The sequence below is a fragment of the Micromonospora sp. WMMA1998 genome, from assembly GCF_027497375.1.
Classification (GTDB): Bacteria; Actinomycetota; Actinomycetes; order Mycobacteriales; family Micromonosporaceae; genus Micromonospora; species Micromonospora sediminicola.
In genome coordinates, this window is record NZ_CP114911.1 from 6,160,862 (window position 1) to 6,185,074 (window position 24,213).

At 76.6% G+C, this 24,213-nt stretch carries 6 protein-coding genes; all 6 read right to left on the bottom strand.

The genetic code is table 11. From position 1 onward, the window contains the following. Positions 1-4: 4 nt before the first annotated feature. From O7600_RS28820 to O7600_RS28845, 6 genes are read right to left on the bottom strand one after another with little or no spacing between them, the layout of a single operon-like run. Positions 5-1,177 carry an aminotransferase class I/II-fold pyridoxal phosphate-dependent enzyme gene (locus tag O7600_RS28820; protein ID WP_281591501.1) on the bottom strand — a complete coding sequence of 391 codons (1,173 nt, stop codon included), beginning with the start codon at positions 1,175-1,177 and terminating at the stop codon, positions 5-7. After that, positions 1,174-6,453, bottom strand: a complete 5,280-nt coding sequence (locus O7600_RS28825) for a non-ribosomal peptide synthetase (protein ID WP_281591502.1) — start codon at positions 6,451-6,453, stop codon at positions 1,174-1,176. The genes O7600_RS28820 and O7600_RS28825 overlap by 4 nt, the downstream gene beginning before the upstream one ends. Then, positions 6,450-7,469: a TauD/TfdA family dioxygenase gene (locus tag O7600_RS28830; RefSeq protein WP_281591503.1), complete on the bottom strand. Its 1,020-nt coding sequence runs from the start codon at positions 7,467-7,469 to the stop codon at positions 6,450-6,452. The genes O7600_RS28825 and O7600_RS28830 overlap by 4 nt, the downstream gene beginning before the upstream one ends. Next, positions 7,466-8,512, bottom strand: a complete 1,047-nt coding sequence (locus O7600_RS28835) for a TauD/TfdA family dioxygenase (RefSeq protein ID WP_281591504.1) — start codon at positions 8,510-8,512, stop codon at positions 7,466-7,468. The genes O7600_RS28830 and O7600_RS28835 overlap by 4 nt, the downstream gene beginning before the upstream one ends. Then, the gene (locus O7600_RS28840; RefSeq protein ID WP_281591505.1) at positions 8,509-11,754 is read right to left on the bottom strand and encodes an amino acid adenylation domain-containing protein; all 3,246 of its coding nucleotides are present in this window, start codon (positions 11,752-11,754) and stop codon (positions 8,509-8,511) included. Before O7600_RS28840 ends, O7600_RS28835 begins: the two co-directional genes overlap by 4 nt. Then, a complete protein-coding gene (locus O7600_RS28845; RefSeq protein WP_281591506.1) occupies positions 11,751-23,753 on the bottom strand; it encodes a non-ribosomal peptide synthetase/type I polyketide synthase in 12,003 nt (4,000 codons plus the stop codon). The genes O7600_RS28840 and O7600_RS28845 overlap by 4 nt, the downstream gene beginning before the upstream one ends. Between the last annotated feature and the right edge of the window lie 460 nt (positions 23,754-24,213).

A 24,213-nucleotide genomic window follows, 5' to 3' on the forward strand; every position in this document is an offset into this window, starting at 1 on the left:
CCCGTCAGGCCGGCACCCCCTCCAACGCGGTCCGGAAGTCGGCCACCAGGTCGTCGGTGTCCTCGATGCCGGTGGAGACGCGGACCAGGCCCGCGCCGATCCCGGCGGCGGCGAGCTGCTCGGCGTCCACGATGCCGGCCCACATCGAGCGCGGGTGCACCACCAGCGTGCTGACGCTGCCGAGGCTGGCCGCCCGCTTGCCCAGGCGCAGCCCGGCCAGCAGCGCCGCCGCGCCGGCCCGCCCGGCCGCCAGCTCGACGCCGAGCACCCCGCCGAAGCCGGTCATCTGCCGGCGGGCCAGCGCGTGCTGGGGGTGCGACGGCAGCCCCGGATAGCGGACCCGGGCCACCGCCGGGTGGGCCTCCAGCGCCCCGGCCAGCGCGAGCGCGTTGGCGTTGTGCCGCTGCACCCGCAGCGCCAGCGTGCGCAGGCCGCGCAACAACAGCCAGGCGTCGACCGGGCCGAGCGTGGCGCCGGTGACGATCGCCGTGCGCCACACCCGCTCGATCAGCTCCGCGCCGCCGACCACCACCCCGGCGGACACGTCCGAGTGCCCGCCGAGGAACTTGGTGCCGCTGTGCCACACCAGGTCCGCCCCGGCGTCCAGCGGACGCTGGTTGACCGGGGTGGCGAACGTGTTGTCCACCACCACCAGCGCGCCGGCCGCGTGCGCGGTCGCCACCACGGCGGCCAGGTCGGTCAGTTCCAGCAGCGGGTTGCTCGGCGTCTCCAGCAGCACCAGCCGGGTCTGCGGCCGCAGCGCCCGGGCGAACGCATCCGCGTCGGTCTGGTCCACAGACGTGCAGGTGACGCCGAAGCGGGCCAGCAGGCCGGTGGCCAGCGACGTGGTGCCGCCGTAGGTGCTGCGCTGCACCACCACGTGGTCGCCGGCGGCGAGCAGGGCCAGCGCGACCGTGCTGATCGCGCCCATCCCGGACGCCGTGACCAACCCGGTCTCCGCCCCCTCCAGCTCGGCGACCACGGCGGCCACCTGGGCGTGGTTGGGGTTGCCGTAGCGGGTGTAGAACGCGCTGCCCCGCGCCTCGGTGGCGATCTCGGTGAACCGCTCGTCGGACTCCGCGCTGAACGTCGCGCTCTGCACGATCGGCGGGGCCACCGACCCGCCCGGAACCAGGCCGTCGTCGCCGTGCACCGCGATCGTGCCGAACCCGGTCATCCGCGGGCCACCCGGTCGACCAGCGCCCGGTAGCTGCCCAGCGCGGTGAACTCGGGCAGCGTCAGGTCACTGCCGTGGCGCTGTCGCAGCACGGTGACCAGACGCAGCGCGCGCAGCGAGTCGCCGCCCGCGGTGACGAAGTCGGTCGCCGGGTCGCGCGGCGCGGCGCCGAGCACCTCCTGCCAGGCCGCCGCCACCCGGTCCGCCCACCGCTGCCGCGCGTCCCCGCCGGCCGCCGGGGACGCCACCGCCGGCAGCGGCGCGGCCGGGTCGGCGGCCAGCAGCCGGCGGAAGCCGTCGGCGAGCGCGTCCACCCGCTCGGCCGGCACGTGCCGGTGGTCGTACTGGACCATCAGCCCGAGCCGGCCGGCGTCCAGCTCGGCGTCGACGGCGAGGCTGAACGCCACGTCCACGGTGACGCCCCGGCTGTCCACGATGCGGCTGCCCGTGCCGGCCGGCCGGGCCGGGAAGTGTGTCCAGTTGAAGAAGTGGTCGAAGCGCGGGCCCGCGCCGCCGACCCGGACGATCTCGGCCAGCGGGAAGCGGTGGTGGCCCATCAGCTCCCGCTCGGCCCGCCACGCCTCGGCGGCCAGCTCGGCCACCGACCGGGTGCCCAGCGCGACCCGCACCGGCAGCGTGTTGAGGAACAACCCGAGCGTGGCGTCGCTGCCCTCCCCCTCGGGCCGCCCGCCGACCACCAGGCCGCTGACCACGTCGTCCCGGCCGGCCAGCTCGCCGAGCAGGCGCAGGTGCAGGGCGAACAGCCAGGACTTGACCGGCACCCCGGCGTCCCGGGCCACCGCGGCCACCCGCTCGGTGGTGCCGGCCCGCAGCGGCACCCGCTGGGTGGTGGTGGTCCTCGGCTGCGCCCCGCCGACCAGCAACGGCGGCGCGGCGCCGGCGCCGTCGCGCCAGAACCGCCGGGTCGCCGGGTCCGCCAGGGCCGACCGCTCGGCCGCCACGTACTCCCGGAACGGCAGCCCCGAATCGGCGGCGGCCGACGTGCCGGCCCGCTCCCGGTCGTACGCGTCGAGCAGGTCGGTGAGGAACAGGTGCAGGCTCCAGCCGTCGAGGACGGCGTGGTGCTCGGCGACCAGCAGCGTGAACGTGTCCCCGTCGGCGCGCAGCGCGTGCAGCCGCAGCAGCGGCGGCCGGGTGAGGTCGAACGGGCGGAGACGTTCCTCGGCGACCAGCGCGTCGATCCGGTCGCGGCGGGCCTGCGGGTCCAGGCCGGACAGGTCGGTCACCGGCAGGTCGACCGGCACCCGCTCGTGCACGAGTTGCAGCGGTTCGGCGTACGCGCCGAGCGCGAAGCCGGTGCGCAGCACCGGGTGGGCGTCCACCAGGACGGTCAGCGCGCGGCGCAGCGCCGCCGGGTCGAGCGGCGCGGCCACCTCGTGCGCGGTGACGTTGTGGTAGACGGCGGGGTCACCGGTCAACTCGCCGTGGTAGACCATGCCGAGCTGGAGCGCGGTCATCGGGTACGCGTCCGCCAGCCCGTCCGGCAGCAGCTCCCGGTCGGCCGCGCCGACGAGCGCAAACTTGTCGGCCGCGCCGACGGGGGAGAACCGGGCGGCGGGCTCGGGCACGAGGCCGTCCAGCGTGATCCGGCCGTGGGCGACCAGCTCCCGGATCGTCTGGTGGGTGAAGATGTCGTTGAGCTGGAACGACAACCCGCGCTTCTGCGCCGCGACCTGCATCTGGATGCTGCGGATGGAGTCGCCGCCGAGCGCGAAGAAGCTGTCGGTGACGCCGAACGAGGCCACGCCGAGCACCTCGCGCCACGCCTCGACCAGGATCTCCTCGGCCCGGTTGGCCGGTGCCGTCGCCGGGTCGTCCGCCGGCCGCTCCACCCGGGGCGCCGGCAGCGCCGCCCGGTCGAGCTTGCCGTTGCGGGTCAGCGGCAGCTCGTCGAGGACCACCACGGCGGCCGGCACCAGGTGCGCCGGCAGCCGCTGTGCGAGCCACTCCTGAACGCTGTGGGGGGACGCCGGGCCGGCGGGCTCGGCGGGCGTCGCGTTCGCGCCGGCGGCGTACTCGGGGCGGACCGCGTGCAGGGTGTGCCGGTCGGTGCCGGCGAGCAGGTCGTCCTGTCGGGTGACCACGGTGAACCCGCGCGCCTCCAGCAGCGCCACCAGTTCGGCCAGCCGGCCGGCCGTCGCGGTGCCGGGTGCGTCGTGCACCTCCATGGCGACCTGCGCGACGAGCGGCCAGTGCCGGTCGTCCAGCCCGGCGAGCACGTCCGCCTCGGCCCGCTGCACGTCGATCTTCAGCAGGTCGATTCGTTGCGGGGCCAGCTCGTCGAGGACGGCCGACAGCGGCCGGACCGGCACGGTCAGCTCCCGGCCGGCGAACCGCTCGGCGAGCAGCTCGTCGGCCCGGTCGAGCAGCACGTCCCGCTCGCCGGCGCCGGCGTCGCGCTCGTTGGCCAGGTACCGCTTGATCACGCCGATCTCGGCGTCCGGGTCGGCGTACGCGGCGTGGCCGGACATCATCGAGTAGCCCGGGTAGTAGGTGAAGGAGACCTCGCCATCGGCCCGGGACAGCCCGTGGGCGTGCACCGTGGCCGGCACGCCGAACTCGGCGACGTTGCGGCGCAGCGCGTCGGCCACGGCCGGCACCGGCTCGAACGCGTGGATCGTCGCGTCCGGACAGACCTGGTGCACGAAGAGCGAGAACATGCCGATGTTCGCGCCCACGTCGAGCACCGTCGCGCCGGGACGCAGCGTGATCCCGTCGCGCAGGTAGACCCGCTGGACGAAGATCTCGTCGTACAGGTAGCGGGTCTCGTGCGGGTTGATCCCGGTCACCCGCCCGAGGTCGAGCGGGGCGGACCCGGACCGCGGCCGGACGTAGGCGACCAGCCGGGCGCCGTACCCGTCGTCGTCGCGGGCGACCACGCCGGCGTCGGCCACCCCCGGGTGGTCGCGCAGCACGGCGGCGACCTCGCCCGGCTCCACCCGGAAGCCGTGGATCTTCACCTGGTCGTCGAGCCGGCCCAGGTAGCGCAGCCGCCGTTCGGCGTCGAAGCGGACCCGGTCACCGGTGCGGTAGACCCGCTCGGCGCCGCCGGCGGGCAGCGGCAGCGCGACGAACCGGCGGGCGGTCGCCTCCGGGTCGCCCGGGTAGCCCTCGGCCAGCTGCGGTCCGGCAACGCACAGCTCGCCGGCCACGCCGGGCGGGACCGGGCGCAGCCGCTCGTCCAGCACCCGGACCGCGACGCCGGGCAGCGGCCGGCCGATCGTCGGCGGCTCGTCCGCGTGGATCTCCGCGACGGTGGTGTCCACCGTGCACTCGGTCGGGCCGTACAGGTTGACCGCGCGCACGCCGGGGCGCGCCGCCACCGCCGACCACAGGTCGCCGGGGACCGCCTCGCCGCCGAGCAGCAGCAACCCGGGCAACCGGGCGTCGCCCGCGCCGGCGAGCAGGATGCGCAGCTGGGAGGGGGTCAGGTCGAGCACGTCCACCCGGTGCTCGGCCAACGCCCCGGCGAGCGCCGCACCGTCGCGGCGCACGTCGTCGGGCACCAGGTAGAGGGAGCGGCCGTGGGCGAGCTGCACCAGCTGCTTCACCGAGGCGTCGAACGTCAGCGGCGCGTTCACCGCCACCCGCAGGCCCGGCGGGCTGCCCGCGTACACGGTCGCCTCCAGCGCGCCGGCCAGGTGCGCGGCGGCGGCGTGCGAGACCCGCACCGGGCGGGGCGTGCCGGTGGAGCCGGAGGTGAAGATGACGTACGCCGGGTCGGTCGGGGCCGGCGCGGTCGCGGGCGTCGCGCCGCCGGCGGCGACCAGGTCCTCGACGGACACCGTCGCCGGGCCGCCGACGCCGACCACGCAGTCGGCGCCGACCGCGCGCAGCTGCGCGGTCAGGCGCGGCGCCGGGGCGTCCGGGTCGAGCGGCACGAACACCGCGCCGGCGCGCAGCACGCCGAGGAACGCCACCACCGTGTCCCGGGAGCGGGCGGCGAGCACGCCCACCGGCGCGCCGGCCAGGCCGCGCGCGGCCAGCGCCGCGGCCACCCGCGCGGCGCGGCGGTCCAGCTCATCGACCGGGTACGCGCCGTCGGCCGCCGACACCGCCGTGGCGCCCCGGTCCATCCCGGCCAGGCCCGCGTCGATCAGGTCGACGAGGGTACGCCCCGGCGTCGCGCCCACCGTGCCGCCGGCCTCGGCCAGCCACCCGGCCTCCCCGGCGCCGAGCACGGCGAGCGGGGCGTCGCCGGCCAGCGCCGCCGGCAGGCTGCGCAGCACCGCCACCACCGAGTCGAGCAGCCACTGCCCGCCGGTCACCCGCAGCGTCACCCGGTCCCCGCCGGTGCCCACGGTGAGCCGCGGCCCGGCCGGCGCCGGCGGGACGGGCACGTCCGCCGACGTGCCGCCGAGCCCGGCCACCACGGCCGGCGCGACGGCCGGCTCCAGCGCGAACCCGGCGACCGCGCCGGTGCTCTCGTCGACCGGGTCGACCAGGTGGAACGTCTCGTCGGCGACCGCCTCGGCGGCGCGGACGGCGGCCAGCAGCGCGGCGGGTTCCGCCGGCAGCGGCAGCGCCAGTCGCAGCGGTCCGTAGCCGCCCAGCGGGCCGACCACGCCGGCGGTGCCCTCGGCGTGCCGGCCGTCGTGCCAGCGGGCCAGCACCAGGTCCGCCTCCTCGACCCCGTCCGGCGCCTCGGCCCGCCGGGCCACCGCGAGCGCCCAGGCGGCGAGCAGCACCGTGCCGACGGGTACGTCCGCGACGCGGGCGACCTCGGCCAGCTCGGCGGCGGGCAGCGTCGCGGTGACCGTGGCGACCGGGTCGTCCCCGTGCGGCTCGACCAGCCGCGCGGCCGACGCTCCCGGCGCTGCGGCCGGGGCCGCCTCCCGCTCCTCCACCTGCCACTCGGTGACGTCGAGGAACTGCAACGCCTCCTCGTCGGCCGGCGGCAGGTCACCGGCGTAGGCGCGGGCCAGGTCGGCCAGGACCAGGCGCAGGCCGGCCGGGTCGGCGATCAGCGGGGTGGCGGCCAGCTCCACCGCGTCGTCGGTGAGGGTGACCGACAGCTCGCCCTGCGCGCCGACCGTGACCGTACGGTCGTCGTCCACGTCCTGCAACGGCACCCGCAGCCCGGGGTGGTGCACCAGGGTCAGCCGCAGCGCCTCGTGCCGGGCCACCACCGTGTCGACGGCGGCCTGCAACCGGGCCGGGTCGAGCGGCCGGTCCAGCTGGACCCGCGCCCGGACCAGGTCCTGCTTGCCGGACCAGGCCAGCCGCTGGACCGGGGACAGACGGTAACCGTTCACAGCACACTCCGGTTCACGTAGAGGTCGGACATGGCGACCAGGATCTGCCGGTCGCCGGTGAAGGGCTCCCGGCCGTGGGTGGCCAGGAAGTTGTCCACCACCAGCACGTCGCCGCGCCGCCAGGGCACGGAGAGGGCGTGCTGCCGGTACAGCTCGCGGATGCCGGTGACCACCTCGTCGGCGATCGGCTCGCCGTCGCCGTGGTAGGCGTTGCGCGGCAGCCCCTCCGGGCCGTACTCGCGCAGCAACGCGCCGGCCACCTCGGGCGGCATGTTCGAGACGTGGAACAGGTGGGCGTGGTTGAACCACACCGTCTCCCCGGTACGCGGGTGCGTCGCCGTCGCCTGCCGGCGCGCCACGGTCCGCAGCCCGTCGGAGCCCAGCCAGGTGAACTCCGTCGCCGAGGCGGCGCAGTACGCCTCCACCTCCGCCCGGTCGGTGGTCTGGAACGCCTCCTGCCAGGGCAGGTCCAGGTGCGGTCCGTAGTTGCGTACGTAGCGGACGCCGTCGCGGGCGAACCGCTCCCGCACCTCGGCCGGGATCAGCGGGGTGATCACCCGCTCGGCGGCCAGCGGGGTCGCGCCGCCGTCTCCGGTGGCCGGCTGCGCGCAGTAGAAGAACAGGTGCGTCGGCCAGTTGTGCGAGTACGACATCTCGTGGTGCAGCGGGATCCACTGGGCGGCGTTGAACTCGGTCGAGGTGAACACCTTGTCCGCCACCTCGTGCCGGGGCGCGGCCCGCTCCAGGTAGCCCAGCAGCTCCGGGCCGATCTCCCGGGCCGCGCGCCCGAAGTCGTCGGCGCTGCGCACGTCGAACCCGCGGAAGAACACCGCCGCGTGCCGGTCCAGGTCGGCCAGCAGCTCGGCCCGCCGCCCGGCGAGCCAGCCGGCCAGGTCGAGGTCGGGCACGGCGGCCTCGACCAGCAGCACGAAGTCGTCAGCGCCGAGCGTGCGCCGGGTCACCGGCGCGGCGACCGCGCCACCGCTGCCGCGCCGACGCGGCCCCGGGGCGCTCACGCCGCACCCGTCGGGGCGCCGGTCAGCTCCGGGGCGGCGACCGGGTCGGACATCGCGGTGAGGATCCGCCGGGGCGGGGTGAACGGCTCCCGGGCGTGCGCGGCGAGCATGTTCTCCACCAGCAGCACGTCTCCCTGCCGCCACGCGAAGGAACGGGTCTCCGCGGCGTACGCGGCGCGCAGCTCGGCCAGCACCTCGTCCGGCAGCGGCGTGCCGTCCCCGTACGCGGTCTGGTAGGGCAGGTCCTCCTCGGCCAGCGCGGCCCGCAGCCCGGCGCTGACGTCCTCGGGCAGCGACGAGACGTGGAAGAACAGCGCGTGGTTGAACCAGGTCCGCTCGCCGGTGACCGGGTGCCGCCGTACCGCCGGGCGGACCTGCCGGGTGCGAAGCTGCGTCTCGCCCACCCACTCCACGTCGATCATTGCGCGGGCGCAGTACGCCTCGACCTCGGCGCGCGAGTCGGTCTGGAACGCGGTCTGCCAGCTCAGGCTGATCCCGGGCAGGTAGTTGCGCCGGTAGAGCACGCCACGGCGCTCGAACTCGGCGACTGTCTCCGGGCGCAGCCGGGCCAGCACCCGACGGCTGTCCGCCAGCGGCGTACGCCCACCGGCGGCCGGCTCGACCTCGCAGTGGAACACGATGCGCAGCGGCCAGGTGACCGTGTACGACTGCTCGTTGTGCAGCACGATCGGCTGGTCGGCCGGGTGCTCGGTGGAGGTGTAGACGCCCTCGGTGACCCGGCTGCGCGGCGAGGAACGCTCGCCGTAGGACAGCACGTCACCGGAGAGCGCCGCCATCACGGTGCGGAAGTCGTCGGCGCCGGCCACGGCGAAGCCGCGGAACAGCACCGCGCCGGCGCGGCGGGCCAGCTCGTCGACCTCGGCGCGGTGCCCGGCCAGCCAGCCGGCCAGGTCGACGTCGGGGACGTTGGCGCGAACCAGTGCCGGCAGCGGGCCGCCGGGCCAGTCCGGCCGGACGTCCACCAGGTTCCGGTCCCGCCCGCGACGGGATACGGGCCGTGCGACCCGGGTCTGATCGGTCATCTCTCACTCCCAGCGGTGTCGACGCAGTCGGCCAGACTGCGCCCGGGGTCGACGGCGGCGGCGCGCAGCAGCGCGGTGAGGCGGCGGTGCCACGTCGCCACCCCGTCGTGGTCGAACAGGTCGGTGCGGTAGGTCCAGAGCGCCGCCAGCCCGTCCCGCCGGTCGTCCAGCCAGAGCGTCAGGTCGAGACGGGCCGCGTCGGGTGTCAGCTCCACGCCGGTGAACTCGCCGCCGACGGCGCTGCGGTGCCGGGCCGGCGGCGCGTTCTGCACCCCGAACGCGACCTGGACGAGCGGGTTGCGGTGCGGCCGGCGGGCCGGGTTCAGCCGTTCCACCAGCAGGTCGAACGGGACGTCCTGGCGGGCGGCGGCGAACAGGGTGACCCGCCGCGCCTCGGCGAGCAGGTCGGCGAACGTGCGGTCGGGGGCCGGGCGCAGGCGCAGCGGCAGCGTGTTGACGTGGCAGCCCACGCTCTGCTCGGCGGCCACGCTGGTGCGTCCGGCGAAGGCGACGCCGACCAGCAAATCGTCCCGGCCGGTGGCGGCGCCGAGCAGGGCGGCGAACGCGGTCAGCCCGACCATGTGCAGGCTGGCCCGGTGGGCGCGGGCCAGCTCGCGTACCGCCGTCGCGGTCGCCGGGCCCACGCTGGTCCGCAGCGCCCGACCGTCGAGCGGGGTCCCCGGACGCGGTGAGCGGGGTCCCCGCGGCTCCTTCAGGTCGAGCACGGTGGGGGCGCCGTGCAGCTCGCGCAGGAACTCGTCGACGGCCCGCCGTCCGGCCGGCCCGGCCAGCCAGGCGCGCTGCGCGGCGGCGACGGCGGCCGGTCCGGGCGCCGGCTCACCGGGCGGCGCGTCGGGGTCGTCGTAGGCCGACGCCAGGTCGCGTACCAGCACCCCGAACGACCAGTCGTCGGCGACGGCGTGGTGCACGACCAGCAGCAACGCCTCGGCCCGGCCGGCGGCGTCGGGCAGCAGGCACGCCCGCAGCAGCGGCCCCACCGCCAGGTCCATCGGGGTACGGGTGACCTCGGCGGCGAGCCGGGCGAGCCGCCCGTCGAGCGGGGCGCCCGGGTCCGGCGGCGCGACGGCGGGAGCGGGACCGGCGTCGGGCCGCACCACCTGCACCGGACCGTCCGGCCCGGCGGGCAGGACCGTGCGCAGCGCGGGATGCCGGTCGACCACCCGGTGCAGCGCCCGGGTCAGCCGCTCCGGGTCCAGCGGGCTGGCGAAGCGGACCGCGAACGCCAGCAGGTAGGACGTGTCGGCCGGGTCGAGCCGGTGCAGGAACCAGAACCGCCGCTGCGCGGGGGAGAGCGGCGCCGGCCCGCCCCCGTCCGGCCCGCCGGTCGCCGTCACACCGTCGGCCGGGCCCGCGGGGGTGCCGTCGGCCGGGTCCGCGGCGACGACGTCGGCCGGGTCCGCGCCGCTGCCGTCGGGCGTACCCGTCAGGTCGGCGTCCGGGGTGGGCGGCGCGTCGAGGTGGGCGGCGAGCGCGGCGAGTGTCGGGTGGGCGAAGAGGTCGCCGGGGCGTACCGGGCGGCCGGTGGCGGCGGCCAGCCGGGTGGCGCAGCGGACCGCCAGCAGCGAGTCGCCGCCGAGCGCGAGGAAGTCGTCGTCCGGGCCGGTCACCGGCACCCCGAGCAGTTCCCGCCACACCGTCGCCACCGCGACGGCGGTCGGGCCGAGCGTCCCGTCGTCCGGACCGTTGCCGTCCGGGTCACCTCCGAGCTTCGGAGTGGGCAGGGCGGCCCGGTCGACCTTGCCGTTGGGCAGCGTGGGCAGCCGGTCCAGCCAGACCACGGCCGCCGGCACGAGCGGCCCGGGCAGCACCTCGGCCAGCCGGGTGCGGACGTCGTCGCGCCGCTCGCCGACCAGGTAGCCGACCAGCAGCGGGTCCCCGCTCGGGCCGGGCCGGACGGCGGCGGTCGCCTCGCGTACGCCGGGCAGCGCGGCGAGCCGGGCGGCCACCTCGCCCAGCTCGATCCGGTAGCCGCGCAGCTTCACCTGGTCGTCCAACCGGCCGAGGTAGGCCAGTTGCCCGTCCGGGCGCAGCCGGACCCGGTCCCCGGTGCGGTACATCCGCTCGCCCGGGCGGAACGGGTCCGGCCGGAACCGGGCCTCGGTCTCCGCCGGCCGGTCCAGGTAGCCCCGGGCCAACCCGGCGCCGGCCAGGTACAGCTCGCCCGCCTCGCCGGGCGGCACCGGCCGGCCCTCCGGGTCGAGCACGTACGCCCGGGTGCCCGGCAGCGGCCGGCCGATCGGCGGGTCATCGCCGTCGCGCGGCACCTCGGCCCAGGTCGAGTACGTGGTGTCCTCGGACGGGCCGTAGAGGTTGCACAGCCGGCGGACGTGCGGACGGGCCCACACCCGGGCGGCCAGCGCGGCGGTCAGCGGCTCGCCGGCCAGGCAGACCGTGCGCACACCCGGCGGCAGCGCCCCGGCGGTGAGCAGTTCGCCCATGGCCGCAGGCACGGTGTTGACCAGCGTCACCGGCAGCCGGTCCGCGTCGGGCGCGGCCAGCGCCAGCACGTCGTCGACCAGCACCACCCGGCCGCCCCAGGCCAGCGGGCCGAAGATCTCGAAGACGGACAGGTCGAAGCAGACCGAGGTGGCGGCGAGCATCCCGCCCAGCTCGGTGTCGTCGAACGTCTGCCGGACCCAGTGCAGCAGCACCGACGCCGAGCGGTGCTCGATGGCGACGCCCTTGGGTCGCCCGGTGGATCCGGAGGTGTAGATGACGTACGCCAGGTCCCCGGGCGTGACCGGCGTCGCCGGGTCGGTGCGGTCGCCGTCCGGGTCGAGCCGGTCGACGAGCACGGTCGGGCCGGCGAACCGGTCGGTCAGGTCGGCCCGGGTCAGCACCAGCCGTGCCCCGGAGTCGGCGGTCATGAACGCCACCCGGGCCGCCGGGTACGCCGGGTCCAGCGGCACGTAAGCGGCGCCGGCCTTGAGCACGGCCAGCAGCGCGACCACCAGTTCCGGCGTACGCGGCAGGCAGACGCCGACCCGGTCGCCGACACCGACGCCGCGCGCCAGCAGCACCCGGGCCAGCCGGTTCGCCGCCGCGTCCAGGTCCCGGTAGGAGAGCGTGGCGTCGCCGTGCCGGACCGCCTCCGCGTCCGGGGTCCGGGCCGCCTGGGCGCCGACCATCCGGTGCAGACAGTCCACGGTGGCGCTGCCGCCACCGGCCCGCCGGGTGGCGGCGCGGCGGGTCGGTCCGGCAGGCCGGGTGGGCGCGCTCATCGGGAACCACCCACGGCGGCGAGGCGGCGGTCCGCCTCCTCCTGGATGCGGTCCTTGTCGGCGAGCACGACGCTGCCCGGGTCGTTGTCCGGCAACTCGTCCTCCAGGCGCCGGATCCGCCGGTACGCGATGCCGCCGGCGGCCAGCGCCAGCGCGCAGAGACCGGCCAGGATCGCGGCCAGGGCCATGCCGCGCCCCGGACCGGTGCCGACCAGCCCGGCGAGCGGGCCGTCCGGCCGGGCCAGCGGGGCGAGCACGTGCTCGGCCAGCGGGCCGGCGCTGAGGAACCCGGCCGGCACCATCAGCCAGGACAGCATCTGCGCCATGGCCAGCACCCGCCCCTGGAGTTCCAGGCCCACCTTGGCCTGCACGATCGCCAGCCAGTGCGTGTTCACCAGCGCGGTGGCCAGGCCCATGCCGAACAGCCCGAGGGCGGGGAACAGCGGGTCCGGCCGCAGCCCGACGGTGAGCAGCGAGACGCCGAGCAGCACGACGCTGGCCAGGATGCCGGTGGTCCGCCGGGCGGCGCCGCCCCAGACGCCCATCAGCACCGACCCGACGACCATGCCGACGCCGCTGGCGGCGAGCACCCGGCCGAGCACCGCCGGGTCGCCGAAGGAGAGCGTGAGCGGGGTGACCAGCACCTCGACCATGGCGAAGAAGTAGTTCAGCGACGCCACCAGGACGACCAGGGCGACCAGCCCGTGCCGGCGGACGATGAACCGCCAGCCGCCCAGCACCTCGCGGCGGAACGGCTCCTCCCGCCGGACGAACAGCGTGTCGGGGAAGCGGACCGACAGCGTGACGGTCACCGCCACGGCGAACGTGACCAGGTCGATCACCACGATGCCGCGCAGCCCGACGGCGAGCACCAGCGCGCCGCCCACCAGCGGCGCCAGCACGGTGCTGGTGGCGGTGCCGAGCGAGACGATGCCGTTGGCCCGCCCGTAGTAGCGCTTGGGCACCAGCTGGGTGACGGCCGCCTGGTAGGCGGGCTGCTGGAACGCGGTGGCCACGGCGGTGACGGTGATCGCGGTGAGGATGTGCCAGAGGCGTAGCTGGCCGAACCAGAGCAGCAGCGCGAGACTCACCGTGCCAGTGGCGGCCAGGCAGTCGGCGAGCACCATGATTCTTCGGCGGTCCCACCGGTCGGCCAGCGCGCCGGCGATCGGGGAGAGCACCACGGCCGGCAGCAGCGCCAGCACGGTGGCGGTGGCGAACAGCGACACCGACCCGGTCCGCTGGTAGACCCACAGGCCCATGCCGAACGCGGTCAGGCCGCTGCCGATCAGCGAGACCAGTTGACCGATCGCGACCAGGTAGAATACCGCCAGGCTGGGGGCCGCCGTCCGCCGCGCTGGGACGTCCGCCGGAGCCGTGGCGGTCCGGGCCGCCCGTGCCCTTGCGGGCACGGCGGCGGGCCGGGCCGCGTCCGCCGGCGCGGTTCCGGCGGTGGCCGGCGTCGCCGGCGCGGGTCCGGTGCTGGCGTGGTCCGGCGCGGGTCCGGCGCTGGCGCCGTCCGGCGCGGGTCCGGTGGTGGCGCCGTCCGGCGTGGTGGCGCAGTGCGCCAGGATGACGTCGGCCAGCTCGGCCGGCTGGTGCTTGGCGAAGTAGTGGCCGGCGCCCTCGATCACCGCCAGCGACACCCGGTCGGCGAAGAACTCCCACTCCAGGTAGCGCTCCTGGTAGAGCTCGGTGGCCCGGTCGCCGCTGCCGACCACGCAGACCAGCGGCGCGGACAGCTTGCGGGGCAGGCCCCGCGCGTAGACGTCGGTGTAGTAGTCCTCGCCCCGGGCCGAGTCGGCCAGGACCACCCGCATCACGAAGTCCTTCTCCGCTTCGTCGAAGACCTCGGTGAAGAAACCCATCGCGCGCAGCGACTCCAGCGTGCGCCGCTTCGACGCCCACCGCTCCACCGGGAACCACCGGCGCAGCCAGCCGAACACCCGGCCGGGCAGCCGGGGGGCGGGGAAGTGCGCGCCGATCACCACGCCGGTGACCTCGACGCCGGCCGCCTCCAGCCGGCGGGCCAGCTCGACCGCCTCGGCGCCGCCCACGCAGTGCCCGTACACCGCCACCGGGCCGGTGATCTGCCCGACCACCTCGGCCACGCAGCGGTCCACCAGCTCGTCCAGGTCGAGCATCGGCTCGTCCGGGCGGTTCAGGTCGTGCCCGGGACGTTCCAGCGCGTACAGCGACACCCCGGCCGGCAGGGCGTCCGCGAGCGGCTGGAAGGTGATCGCGCTGCCGCCGCCGAACGGTACGCAGAGCAGCGTCAGCGTGGTCGGCGTGCCCGGCCGGGCCGGGGTCAGCTCGTGCAGCAGCCGGCCGGCCGAACCGCCGGTCTCGGCCAGGTGCGCGGTGAGCCCGCGGATGGTCGGGTGCCGGAACAGGTCGAGCACGCTGATCGCCGGGTCGGTGCCGGCCAGCGCCTTGATCGCGCGGAACGAGTCGCCGCCCAGGTCGAAGAAGTCGTCGTCGATGCCGACGCGCTCGTAGCCGAGCACCTCCGCCCAGCGCCGCGCCAGCGCCTCCCGCAGCGGGGTGTCCGGCGTGCCGGCGCCGACCTCGGCGCGCTCGCGGCGGGGCGCGGGCAGGGCCGACCGGTCGACCTTGCCGTTGGCGTTGAGCGGCATCCGGTCCAGCGGCACGAACGCCGACGGCACCATGTAGTCCGGCAGCCAGGTGCGCACGAACGCCCGCCACGGCGCCGGGTCGGCGGTGAAGTCGGCGCTCACCTCGCCGGAGGGGTCCGGCTCCGGGCCGCCGGTCAGGGTCAGGTACGCCACCACGGACTTCTCGCCCGCGTCCTCGCGGACCACCACTGCCGCGTCGCGGACGGCGTCGTGCCGGCGCAGCACCGCCTCGATCTCGCCCAGCTCGATCCGGAACCCGCGCACCTTGACCTGCGAGTCGCCCCGGCCGAGGAACTCGATCCGCCCGTCGGCCAGCCGGCGGCCGAGGTCGCCGGTGCGGTAGAGCCGCCCGTCGCCGTACGGGTCGGGCACGAAGCGCTGGGCGGTCAGCGTCGGGTCGTCGTGGTAGCCCCGGGCCAGCCCCGGCCCGCCCAGGTAGATCTCGCCCGGCACGCCGACCGGCACCGGAGCGAGCCGCGCGTCGAGCACGAGCGCCCGCATGTTGCCGATCGGACGGCCGATCGTGGGCCGGGTCTCGTCCGGCGTGATCCGGTCCATGGTGGCCCACACGGCGGCCTCGGTCGGCCCGTACAGGTTCCACAGCGCGTCGACCCGCTCGGCCAGCTGCCGGGCCAGCGGCGCGGGCACCGCCTCGCCGCCGCAGACGGCGGTCAGCCCGGGTGTGCCGGTCCACCCCGACTCGATCAGCAGCCGCCAAGTCGTCGGCGTGCCCTGGGCCAGCGTGACGCCCTCGGTGGCGAGCAGCGCGGCCAGGCGGGCCGCGTCGTAGGCGACGTCCCGGTCGACCAGCAGCATCCGGGCACCGACCACCAGCGGCAGGAACAGCTCCGGCACGGACATGTCGAAGGCGAAGCTGGCCATTGCCAGCATGGTGCCGTCGCGGGTCAGGCCGGGCCGCTCGCGCATCGCGGCGAGCGTGTTGACCACGGCGCCGTGGGTCACCCGGACGCCCTTGGGCCGGCCGGTCGAGCCGGAGGTGTAGATCAGGTATGCCAGGTGGTCCGGCCCGGCCGTCACCGGGGGAGCGGTGTCCGGCCCGTCGGCCGTGCCGGCGGTCACCACCGCGCCGGCGAAGCCGGCGAACCGGTCGGCCAGGGCCGCGTCGGTGACCAGCACCGTCGCGCCGCTGTGGGTCAGCACGTACCGCTGCCGCTCCACCGGATACTCCGGATCGACCGGGACGTACGCGCCGCCCGCCTTCAGCACGCCCAGCAGCGCGACCGGCAGCTCGGCCGAGCGGGGCAGGCAGACCGCGACCGGTACGTCCGGCCCGACGCCGGCCCGGCGCAGCCGGTGCGCGAGCCGGTTGGCCCGGGCGTCCAGCGCGGCGTAGCTGAGCGTGGTCCCGCCGAACGTCACGGCCGGCCGGTCCGGGTTCGTGGCCACCTGGTGCGCGAACAGGTCGACCAGGGTCGGCACCCGGTCCGGCGCGGCGTCCCACGCCGCCGGCGTGGCGGTGTCGTTCCACTCGGCGAACCGGGCCAGCTCGGCGGCGGTCAGCACCGGCAGTTCCGCCAGCCGGGCGCCCGGGTCGGCGACCGCCGCGGCGAGCAGCGTGTCCAGGTGGCCGATCATCCGCTGGGCGGTGCTCGCGTCGAAGAGCGCGGTGTTGTACTCCAGCCGGAACCGCAGCCCCTCGGCCACCTCGTACGCGTACAGCGCCAGGTCCTGCTGGGCGATGCCCGGCTCCACCGCGAACGGGGTCATCCGCACCCCGGCCGCGTCCACGTCCCGCTGCTCGGGCACGTTGAGCAGGTTGAACATCACCTGGAACAGCGGGTTGCGGCTCAGGTCCCGGGGCGCGTCGACCAGGTCCACCAGCCGCTCGAACGGCACCTCCTGGTGGTCGTACGCGCCCAGCGCGGTGCGCCGGACCTGCCGGAGCAGCTCGGTGAAGGTCCACTCGCCGTCGAGCACGGTGCGCAGCGGCAGCATGGTGACGAAGAAGCCGACCATCGGCTCCAGCTCGGCCCGGACCCGGCCGGCGACCGGCATGCCGACGCAGACGTCGCGCTGGCCGGTCCAGCGCCACAGCACCGCCTTGTACGCGGCGAGCAGCGTCATCGCCAGCGTGGCGCCGTGCTCCTGGCTGAACCGGCGCAGCCGGTCGGCGGTCTCCCGGGGCAGGACCAGCGTGCGGACCGCGCCGTCGAACGTCTGCACCGGCGGGCGGGGCCGGTCGGTGGGCAGCTCCAGCACGGCGGCCACCCCGTCGAGCTGCGCGCGCCAGTACCGCAGGTCCGCGCTGTCCGGGTCGGCCAGCCGGTCGCGTTGCCAGCGCGCGTAGTCGCCGTACTGGACGGCCAGCTCGGGGAGCGGGTCGGGCCGTCCCGCGCGGGCGGCGGCGTACCCGGCGGCCACCTCCCGGGCCACCACGCCCAGCGACCAGCCGTCGGAGACCGCGTGGTGCATGGTCAGCGACAGCACGTGCTTCTCGTCGGCGACGCGCAGCAGCACGGCCCGGAACAGCGGGCCGGTGGCCAGGTCGAACGGTCGCCGCACGTCGGCGGCGAGGGCGGCGTGGACCCAGCGGGGCACCGCCTCGGCCACGGCCGGCTCGACGATGCTGACGGGCGCCGACGTGTCCGGTTCCGCCGGGGCCTCGACGACCGGCAGCTCCACCGGCCCGGCCGGCAGCACCCGCTGCACCGGGTCGCCGTCCGGCCCGGTCGGGAACACGGTCCGCAGCGCCTCGTGCCGGCGCACCAGCCCGGCCAGCGCCGTGCGCAGCGCGTCCCGGTCGAGCGCGCCCTCCAGCAGCAGCGTGGTGCCGACGGTGTAGGCGTTCTGCGCGTATGCCTGGTCGAGGAACCACAGCCGGTGCTGCCCGGAGGAGAGCGGCGCGGGCCCGGCGTCCGGATCGGCGCGGGGGATGCGCGCGAGCGCCGCCGCCGCCGGGGCGACCGGCGCCGGTGGCGTTGCCGCGCCGCCGGCCCCGGTCGCGGACCCGGCCGCGGCGCCGTCCTCGGCGGGCGCGGAGGTCACGGGGGCCGTGCCGGCGGGCAACGCCGCGGCGAGACCCGCGACGGTGGGTCGGGCGAAGACCGTCTCCAGCGGCACCGCGACGCCGAGGCGGTCCCGCAGCCGCACCACCACCTGGGTGGCGAGCAGTGAGTGCCCGCCCAGCGCGAAGAAGTCGTCGTGCGCGCCGACCGGCCGGATGCCGAGCAGGTCCGACCAGATCTCCGCCACGCACTCCTGGGCGGGCGTGGCCGGCGGGACGTACGCGGTGCCCAGCTCCGGCCGGTTGCCGGTGTCCGCCGGTGCGGCCACCGGTGCCTCGGCCGGCGTCGCGAGCGGCGTCGGGGCGACCGCGCCGGGGCGGGGCGCCGGCGCGATCCAGTAGCGGTGCCGTTCGAACGGGTAGCCGGGCAACGGCAGCCGCCGGTCCCCGTCGCCGGGGAACCGCTCCCGGTCGACCGGCACGCCGGTCAGCCAGAGCCGGCCCACCGCGTCGAGCAGCGTGTCGACGTCGTCGGCCTCGGCGCGGGGGTGCCGCATCATCGCCACCGCCTGCGCCGGCCGCAGCCCGGCCAGCCGGACCAGGCCGCCGAGGGCGTGCCCGGGCCCCACCTCGGCCACCGTCGCGTCCTGCTCGGCGAGGAACGCGGCCGACGCGGCGAAGCGGACCGGCTCGCGCAGGTGCCGCACCCAGTACGCCGGGTCGGTGACCAGCCCCGGGGTGACCGGACCGCCGGTCAGGTTGCTCAGGTAGGGGCGCTCGGGTTCGGCGTACCGGACCCGGGCGGCGTGCGCGGCGAACTCGTCGAGCACCGGGTCGAGCAGCGCCGAGTGGTAGCCGCGGGCCACCCGCAGCGGGCGGCAGACGACCCCGTCGGCGGTGAGCCGCTCCCGCACCCGGCCGACCGCCGCCGGGTCGCCGGAGACCACGCACAGCTGCGGGGCGTTCACCGCGGCCAGCGACACGCCCTCGGCGAGCAGCGCGGTCACCGCCGACTCGGGCAGCGCGACCGCGAGCATCGCGCCGACCGGCGTGCGGTCCACCAGCTCGCCGCGGACCCGCACCAGGCGCAGCGCGTCGTCCAGCGAGAACACCCCGGCCAGGCAGGCGGCTACGTACTCGCCGAGGCTGTGGCCGACCATCACGTCCGGCGTGACGCCGCGCGCCAGCAGCGTCCGGGCCAGCGCGTACCCGGTCACGAACAGCGCCGGTTGCACCAGCCGGGGGCGGGCCAGCAGCTCTTCCGCCGCCGCGTGCCCGCCCGGCTCCGGGCAGAGCACGGCCCGCAGGTCCCGGGCCAGGTCCCCGCCGAGCAGCTCGGCGCACTCGTCCACCACGGCCCGGTAGGCCGGCTCGGCCCGGTACAACCCGGCGCCCATCGCCACGTGCTGGGCGCCGTGCCCGGGGAAGGCGAACGCCAGCGTGCGCCGGCCACCCGGGTGGACGCCGGTGAGGCGGCGCTGCGGGGCGTCGAGCGCGGCCACCGCGTCGGCGCGGTCCGCCGCGACCACGTACCGGCGGTGCGGCATCGCCGCCCGGCGGCCCAGCGCCGCCGCCACGTCGGCGAGCGCCACCCCGGGGTGGGCGTCGAGGTGGTCGCGCAGCTGCCGGGTGGCGCTCTCCAGCGCGGCCGGGGTACGCGCCGACAGCGTCAGCAGCCGGGGCCCCGGCGCGGGCGGGGTCGGCGGCGCGACCGGCGGCGCCGGCGGCTCCTCCAGGACCACGTGCGCGTTGGTGCCGCCCATGCCGAACGAGCTGACCCCGGCCCGACGCGGACCGTCGCCGGGCCACGGCCGGGCCGTGCCGTCGAGCCGGAACGGGCCGGACGCGAAGTCGATGCCCGGGTGGGGACGGTCCACGTTGATCGTCGGCGGCAGCGTCCGCGTCCACAGCGCCATCACGGTCTTGATCAGGCCGGCCACCCCGGCCGCGGCGTCGGTGTGGCCGATGTTCGCCTTGACCGAGCCGAGCGCGCAGAAGCCGCGCTCGTCGGTGCCGCGCCGGAACGCCTCGGTCAGCGCGGCCACCTCGATCGGGTCGCCGAGCGTGGTGCCGGTGCCGTGCGCCTCCACGTAGCCCACCGAGCGCGGATCCACCCGGGCGGCGGCCAGCGCGCTGCTGATCACCTCGACCTGCCCGGCGACGCCCGGCGCGGTGTAGCCGGTGCGGCGGGCCCCGTCGTTGTTGATCGCCGAGCCGCGGATCACCGCGTAGACCGTGTCGCCGGCGGCGACCGCGTCGGCCAGCCGCTTGAGCACCACCACGCCCACGCCGCTGGACTCGATGCTGCCGCGCGCGTCGGCGCTGAACGGCCGGCAGTGCCCGTCGGGGGAGTAGATGCCGCCGTCGTGGTGCAGGTAGCCGCGCCGCTGGGCCGGGAAGACGCTGACACCGCCGGCCAGGACCACGTCCGACTCGCCGGCCAGCAGGCTCTGCCGGCCCAGGTGCACGGCCACCAGCGAGGTCGAGCAGGCGGTGGCCACGGTGACCGCCGGACCGGTCAGGTCGAGCTGGTAGGCGACGCGGCTGAGCAGGAAGTCCTTGTCGTTGCCGAGGGAGATCTGGTGCTCGCTGAGCGCGCCGGTCAGCTCCGGCCGGCCGTTGAGGTGGTCGAGCAGGTAGGAGCTGCGGCCCGAGCCGGCGAACAGGCCGACCCGGCCGGGGTGCCGCGACGGGTCGTGCCCGGCGTGCTCCAGGGCGTGCCAGGCGCACTCGAGCAGCAGCCGGTGCTGCGGGTCGAGCGTCTCCGCCTCCCGGGGCGTGAAGCCGAAGAACGCCGCGTCGAACTCGTCGATGCCGGGCAGGTGGGTGCCGGCGCGCACGTACGCCGGGTCGTCGATCCGGGCCGGGTCCGCGCCGTCGGCGAGCATCTCCTCGACGGTGAACTCGCGGACCGACTCCACCCCGTCGCGGATGTTGGCCCAGAACTCGGCGACCGTGCGCGCCCCCGGGAACCGGCAGGCCATGCCGACGACGGCGACGAGCGCCTCCGCCGGGCCGGCGGCCACCGCGGCGCCGGCGCGCGGCGGGGCCTGCGGCGCGGGTCCCGGCTCCGCCCCGGTCGTCACCGGGACCAGGTACGCCGCCAGCGACTCGACGGTGGGGTGGCGGAACAGGTCGGTGGCGGTGAGCACGTCACCGAGTTGGGCGCGCAGCCGGTCGAGCACGGCCAGCAGCCGCATCGAGTGCCCGCCGAGGTCGAAGAAGCTGTCCCGGTGCCCCACCTCGTCGACGCCGAGCACGTCGCGCCACACCTCGGCGACCAGCCGTTCCAGGCGTACCCGGTCGCCGTCCCACCGGACGGGCGGGACCGGCTCGACGGTCTCGGTTCCGGCGGCGGCGGCCGGTCGCGGGGATGCGGGCGCGGTGGCCGCCGCCGGGCCGGGCGCGGGCAGCGCGTCGACGTCCACCTTGCCGTTGCCGGTCAGCGGCAGCGCGTCGAGCCGGACGAACGCGTCCGGCACCAGCCAGGAGGGCAGCTCGGCGGCGAGCGCGGCCCGCAGGTCCGCCGGACCGGTTCCGTCGCCGCCGGCCAGGTACGCGACCAACCGGGGGTCGGCCGGGTCGTCGTGGCGCAGTTGGACGGTCACGTCGACGTCCGGCCGGTGCCGCCGGATCGCCGCCTCGATCTCACCGCACTCCACCCGGTAGCCGCGCACCTTGACCTGCCGGTCGGTGCGGCCCAGGTACTCCAGGACGCCGTCCAGCCGGCGGCGGACCAGGTCGCCGGTGCGGTACAGCCGCGCGTCCGGCGTCTCGGCGAAGGGGTCGGGAAGGAACCGTTCGGCCGTGACGGTCGGCTGGCCGAGGTAGCCGCGCGCCACCCCGGCGCCGCCCACGTACAGCTCGCCGGCCACGCCCACCGGCGCCGGGTTGCCCCACGCGTCGAGCACGTGCAGCGTGGTGTTGGCGATCGGCCGGCCGATCGGCACCGAACCGTTCTCGGGCGTGCCCGGCTCCACCTCGTACGCGGCGCAGCCGACCACCGTCTCGGTCGGGCCGTACTCGTTGACCAGCGTGGTCTCCGGCGCGTGCCGCCGCCACGGCGCCAGCTGGTCGGCGCGCAGGTTCTCGCCGCCGATCACGAAGCACCGGGTCCGCCCGGCCAGCTCGTCCGGGCGCAGCTGGTGGGTGACCAGCTCCAACTGGGCCGGAGTGATCTTGACCAGGCCGAACGGCGTGGTGGTGTCGCGCAGCGCCTCACCCAGCGCCGCCGGGCCGAGGTGCTCGCCGATCATCCGGACCGTGGCGCCGGCCGCCAGCGGCACCAGCAGGCTGGTCACGGTGAGGTCGAACCCGACCGAGGAGTGCAGCGGGACGACGTCGCCCGGCCGCAGCCGGTACGCCTGCGCGGCCCAGCGCACGTAGTTCACCACGCCCCGGTGGGTGACCATCACGCCCTTGGGGCGGCCGGTCGAACCGGAGGTGTGGATGACGTAGGCCAGCTCGTCCGCCGACGGCGTGGGCCGGCGACGCGCCCGCCGTCGTGGCCCGCCACCGCGCACCGACTGCGCCGCCGGCACCGGCTCCGCCGGCCCCGGCACCAGCAGCGCCACGTCCCCGGGTACGAGGTGTGCCAGCTCGGCGCAGGTGAGCACCACCGCGGCGGCGGTGTCCCCGATCAGGTGGCGCAGCCGGGCGGGCGGGTTGGCCGGGTCCAGCGGCACGTAGGCGGCGCCGGCCCGCAGCACCGCCAGCACCGCCACGGTGAACGGCGCCGCGCGCGGCAGCAGCACCCCGACCAGGCTGCCGACGCCCACGCCGCGGCCGCGCAGCGTCTCCGCCAGCGACTCGGCCCGGTCGTGCAGCTCCCGGTAGCTCAGCGCGGCCTCGCCGTCGGTCACCGCCACCCCGTCGGGGGTACGCCGGGCCTGCTCCTCGATCAGCGTGTGGACCAGCTCGTCCGGCTCGTCCGGGGTGGCGGTGCGGTTCCACTCCTCGACCAGCCGGCGGTGCTCCCCGGCGGTGAGCATCGCGGCCGAGCCGACCGGCGCCCCCGGGTCGGCGAGCAGCGACGCCAGCAGCGTCTGGAAGTGCCCGGCGAGTCGGGCCATCGCGTCGTCGTCGAACAGCTCGGTGCGGTACTCCAGCACGGTCCGCAGACCCTGCTCGTTCTCCCGTACGGCCACGGTGAGGTCGAACTTCGCGGTGGCGGGCGGCACCTCCACGGCGCTGACCTCGAGACCGTCCAGGCGGGGCGGGGTCGCCTCCCGGCCGTGGACGAACATCACCTGGAACAGCGGGCTGAAGCCGGCCCGTCGGGGTGGGCGCAGCGTCTGCACCACCGTGGAGAAGGGAAGCTCCTCCCGGCTCAGCGCGTCCAGCACCGCGGTGCGTACCCGCTCCAGCAGCGTGGCGAAGGACGGGTCGTCGTCCAGCCGGGCGCGGATCGCCACGGTGTTGAGCAGCAGGCCGACGAGCTGTCGCGTCTCCGGGCCGCGCCGGCCGGCCACCGGCGTGCCGACCACCACGTCGCGCTCGCCGGTCCACCGGGCCAGCAGCACGTGCAGCACGGCCAGCAACACCATGTACGGCGACACCCGCGCCTGCCGGCAGAACGCGGCCAGCGCCTCGGCCGGTACGTCCAGCGGCACGCTCAGCGTGGCGCCGGCGTCGGACGGCACGGCCGGGCGTGGCCCCCGGGCGGGCAGGTCCAGCGCCGCCGGGGCGCCCGCGAGCTGCCCGCGCCAGTAGTCGAGCTGCTCGGCCGCCTCCGCCCCGGCGAGCCAGTCCCGCTGCCGCCGCGCGTGGTCGCGGCAGTCGTGCGTGACCGGGTCGAGTCCGGCCGGCACCCCGGCGCGGTGTGCGGCGTAGAGCCGTTCCCACTCCTCGTGGAGGATGCCCAGCGACCACTCGTCGACGGCGACGTGGTGGACCGTCAGCAGGAGCACGTGCTCCTCCGGCGCACACCGCAGCAGGTCGGCCCGGAGCACGGGTCCGCGTACCAGGTCGAGCGGGTCGCGCGCGGCGGCCCGCAGTCGGGCCTCGACCTCCCGGTCGCGTTGCCAGCTCGGCAGCCCGCTGAGGTCGTGCACCCGCAGCAGCCCGGGGCGCGGCGCGTGCACCACCTGGACGACCCGGGTCGGATCGTCGTCGCCCGGCCCGGTCGGCTGGCCGGCGTGTGCCTGCGGCCGGGCGAGCGTGGTGCGCAGCGCCGCGTGCCGGGCCACCAGGTCGTCGAGCGCGGCGGACAGGGCCGCCACGTCGAGCGGGCCGTGCAGCCGGTAGGCCAGCGGCACCAGGTAGGCGGCCGAGCCCGGGTCGAGTCGGTCCAACTGCCACATCTGGCGCTGGGCGGCCGTGGCCGGCGCGGGCCGGTCGGAGTCGGGCCGTGCCGGTGGGGCGGGCACCGGTCGCCGGGTCCGCAGGACGTCCGTCATCGCCTCCGCCTTCGTCGCTGCCCGGCCGTGAGGTGGCCGCGTCCGGGCGCGGGCAGCCGCCGCGCCGAACCGTGCGGTCAGCCGGATGGTGGGAAAAGATCAGGATTCCTCGATGGGAACCTCGCCCATCATGTCACCGTCGATCTTCACCCGCCGATCCCCGAATCGTGTCGGCAGTCGATGCGTTCGGTGGCCGGGGCGGCACGTTCGGCCAATTCCCGTGTGCCGGTAAGAAATGCGATTGCGGCCCGGCCCGGTCGCCGCCCGTGTCGCCCACCGCCGTGATGTCGCCCGTGTCGGTCATCGCCTTTCCCGCCACCTCCACCGCACTGTGGAGGGATTTGCCTGATGCGTGCGGCGATGACGTCTATGTGGGCGCGTTGAAGTATGTTTCCGCAGCTCAACCTGCGTCCGGTGTGGATCGTTGACAGGGTGATCTTCGATGGCATACCGTCACGAG

What these genes read in the sequence shown, in the direction of transcription:
- O7600_RS28845 (WP_281591506.1), bottom strand. Translation starts at nt 23,753, where the DNA reads ATGACGGACGTCCTGCGGACCCGGCGACCGGTGCCCGCCCCACCGGCA.
- O7600_RS28835 (WP_281591504.1), bottom strand. Translation starts at nt 8,512, where the DNA reads ATGACCGATCAGACCCGGGTCGCACGGCCCGTATCCCGTCGCGGGCGG.
- O7600_RS28840 (WP_281591505.1), bottom strand. Translation starts at nt 11,754, where the DNA reads ATGAGCGCGCCCACCCGGCCTGCCGGACCGACCCGCCGCGCCGCCACC.
- O7600_RS28820 (WP_281591501.1), bottom strand. Translation starts at nt 1,177, where the DNA reads ATGACCGGGTTCGGCACGATCGCGGTGCACGGCGACGACGGCCTGGTT.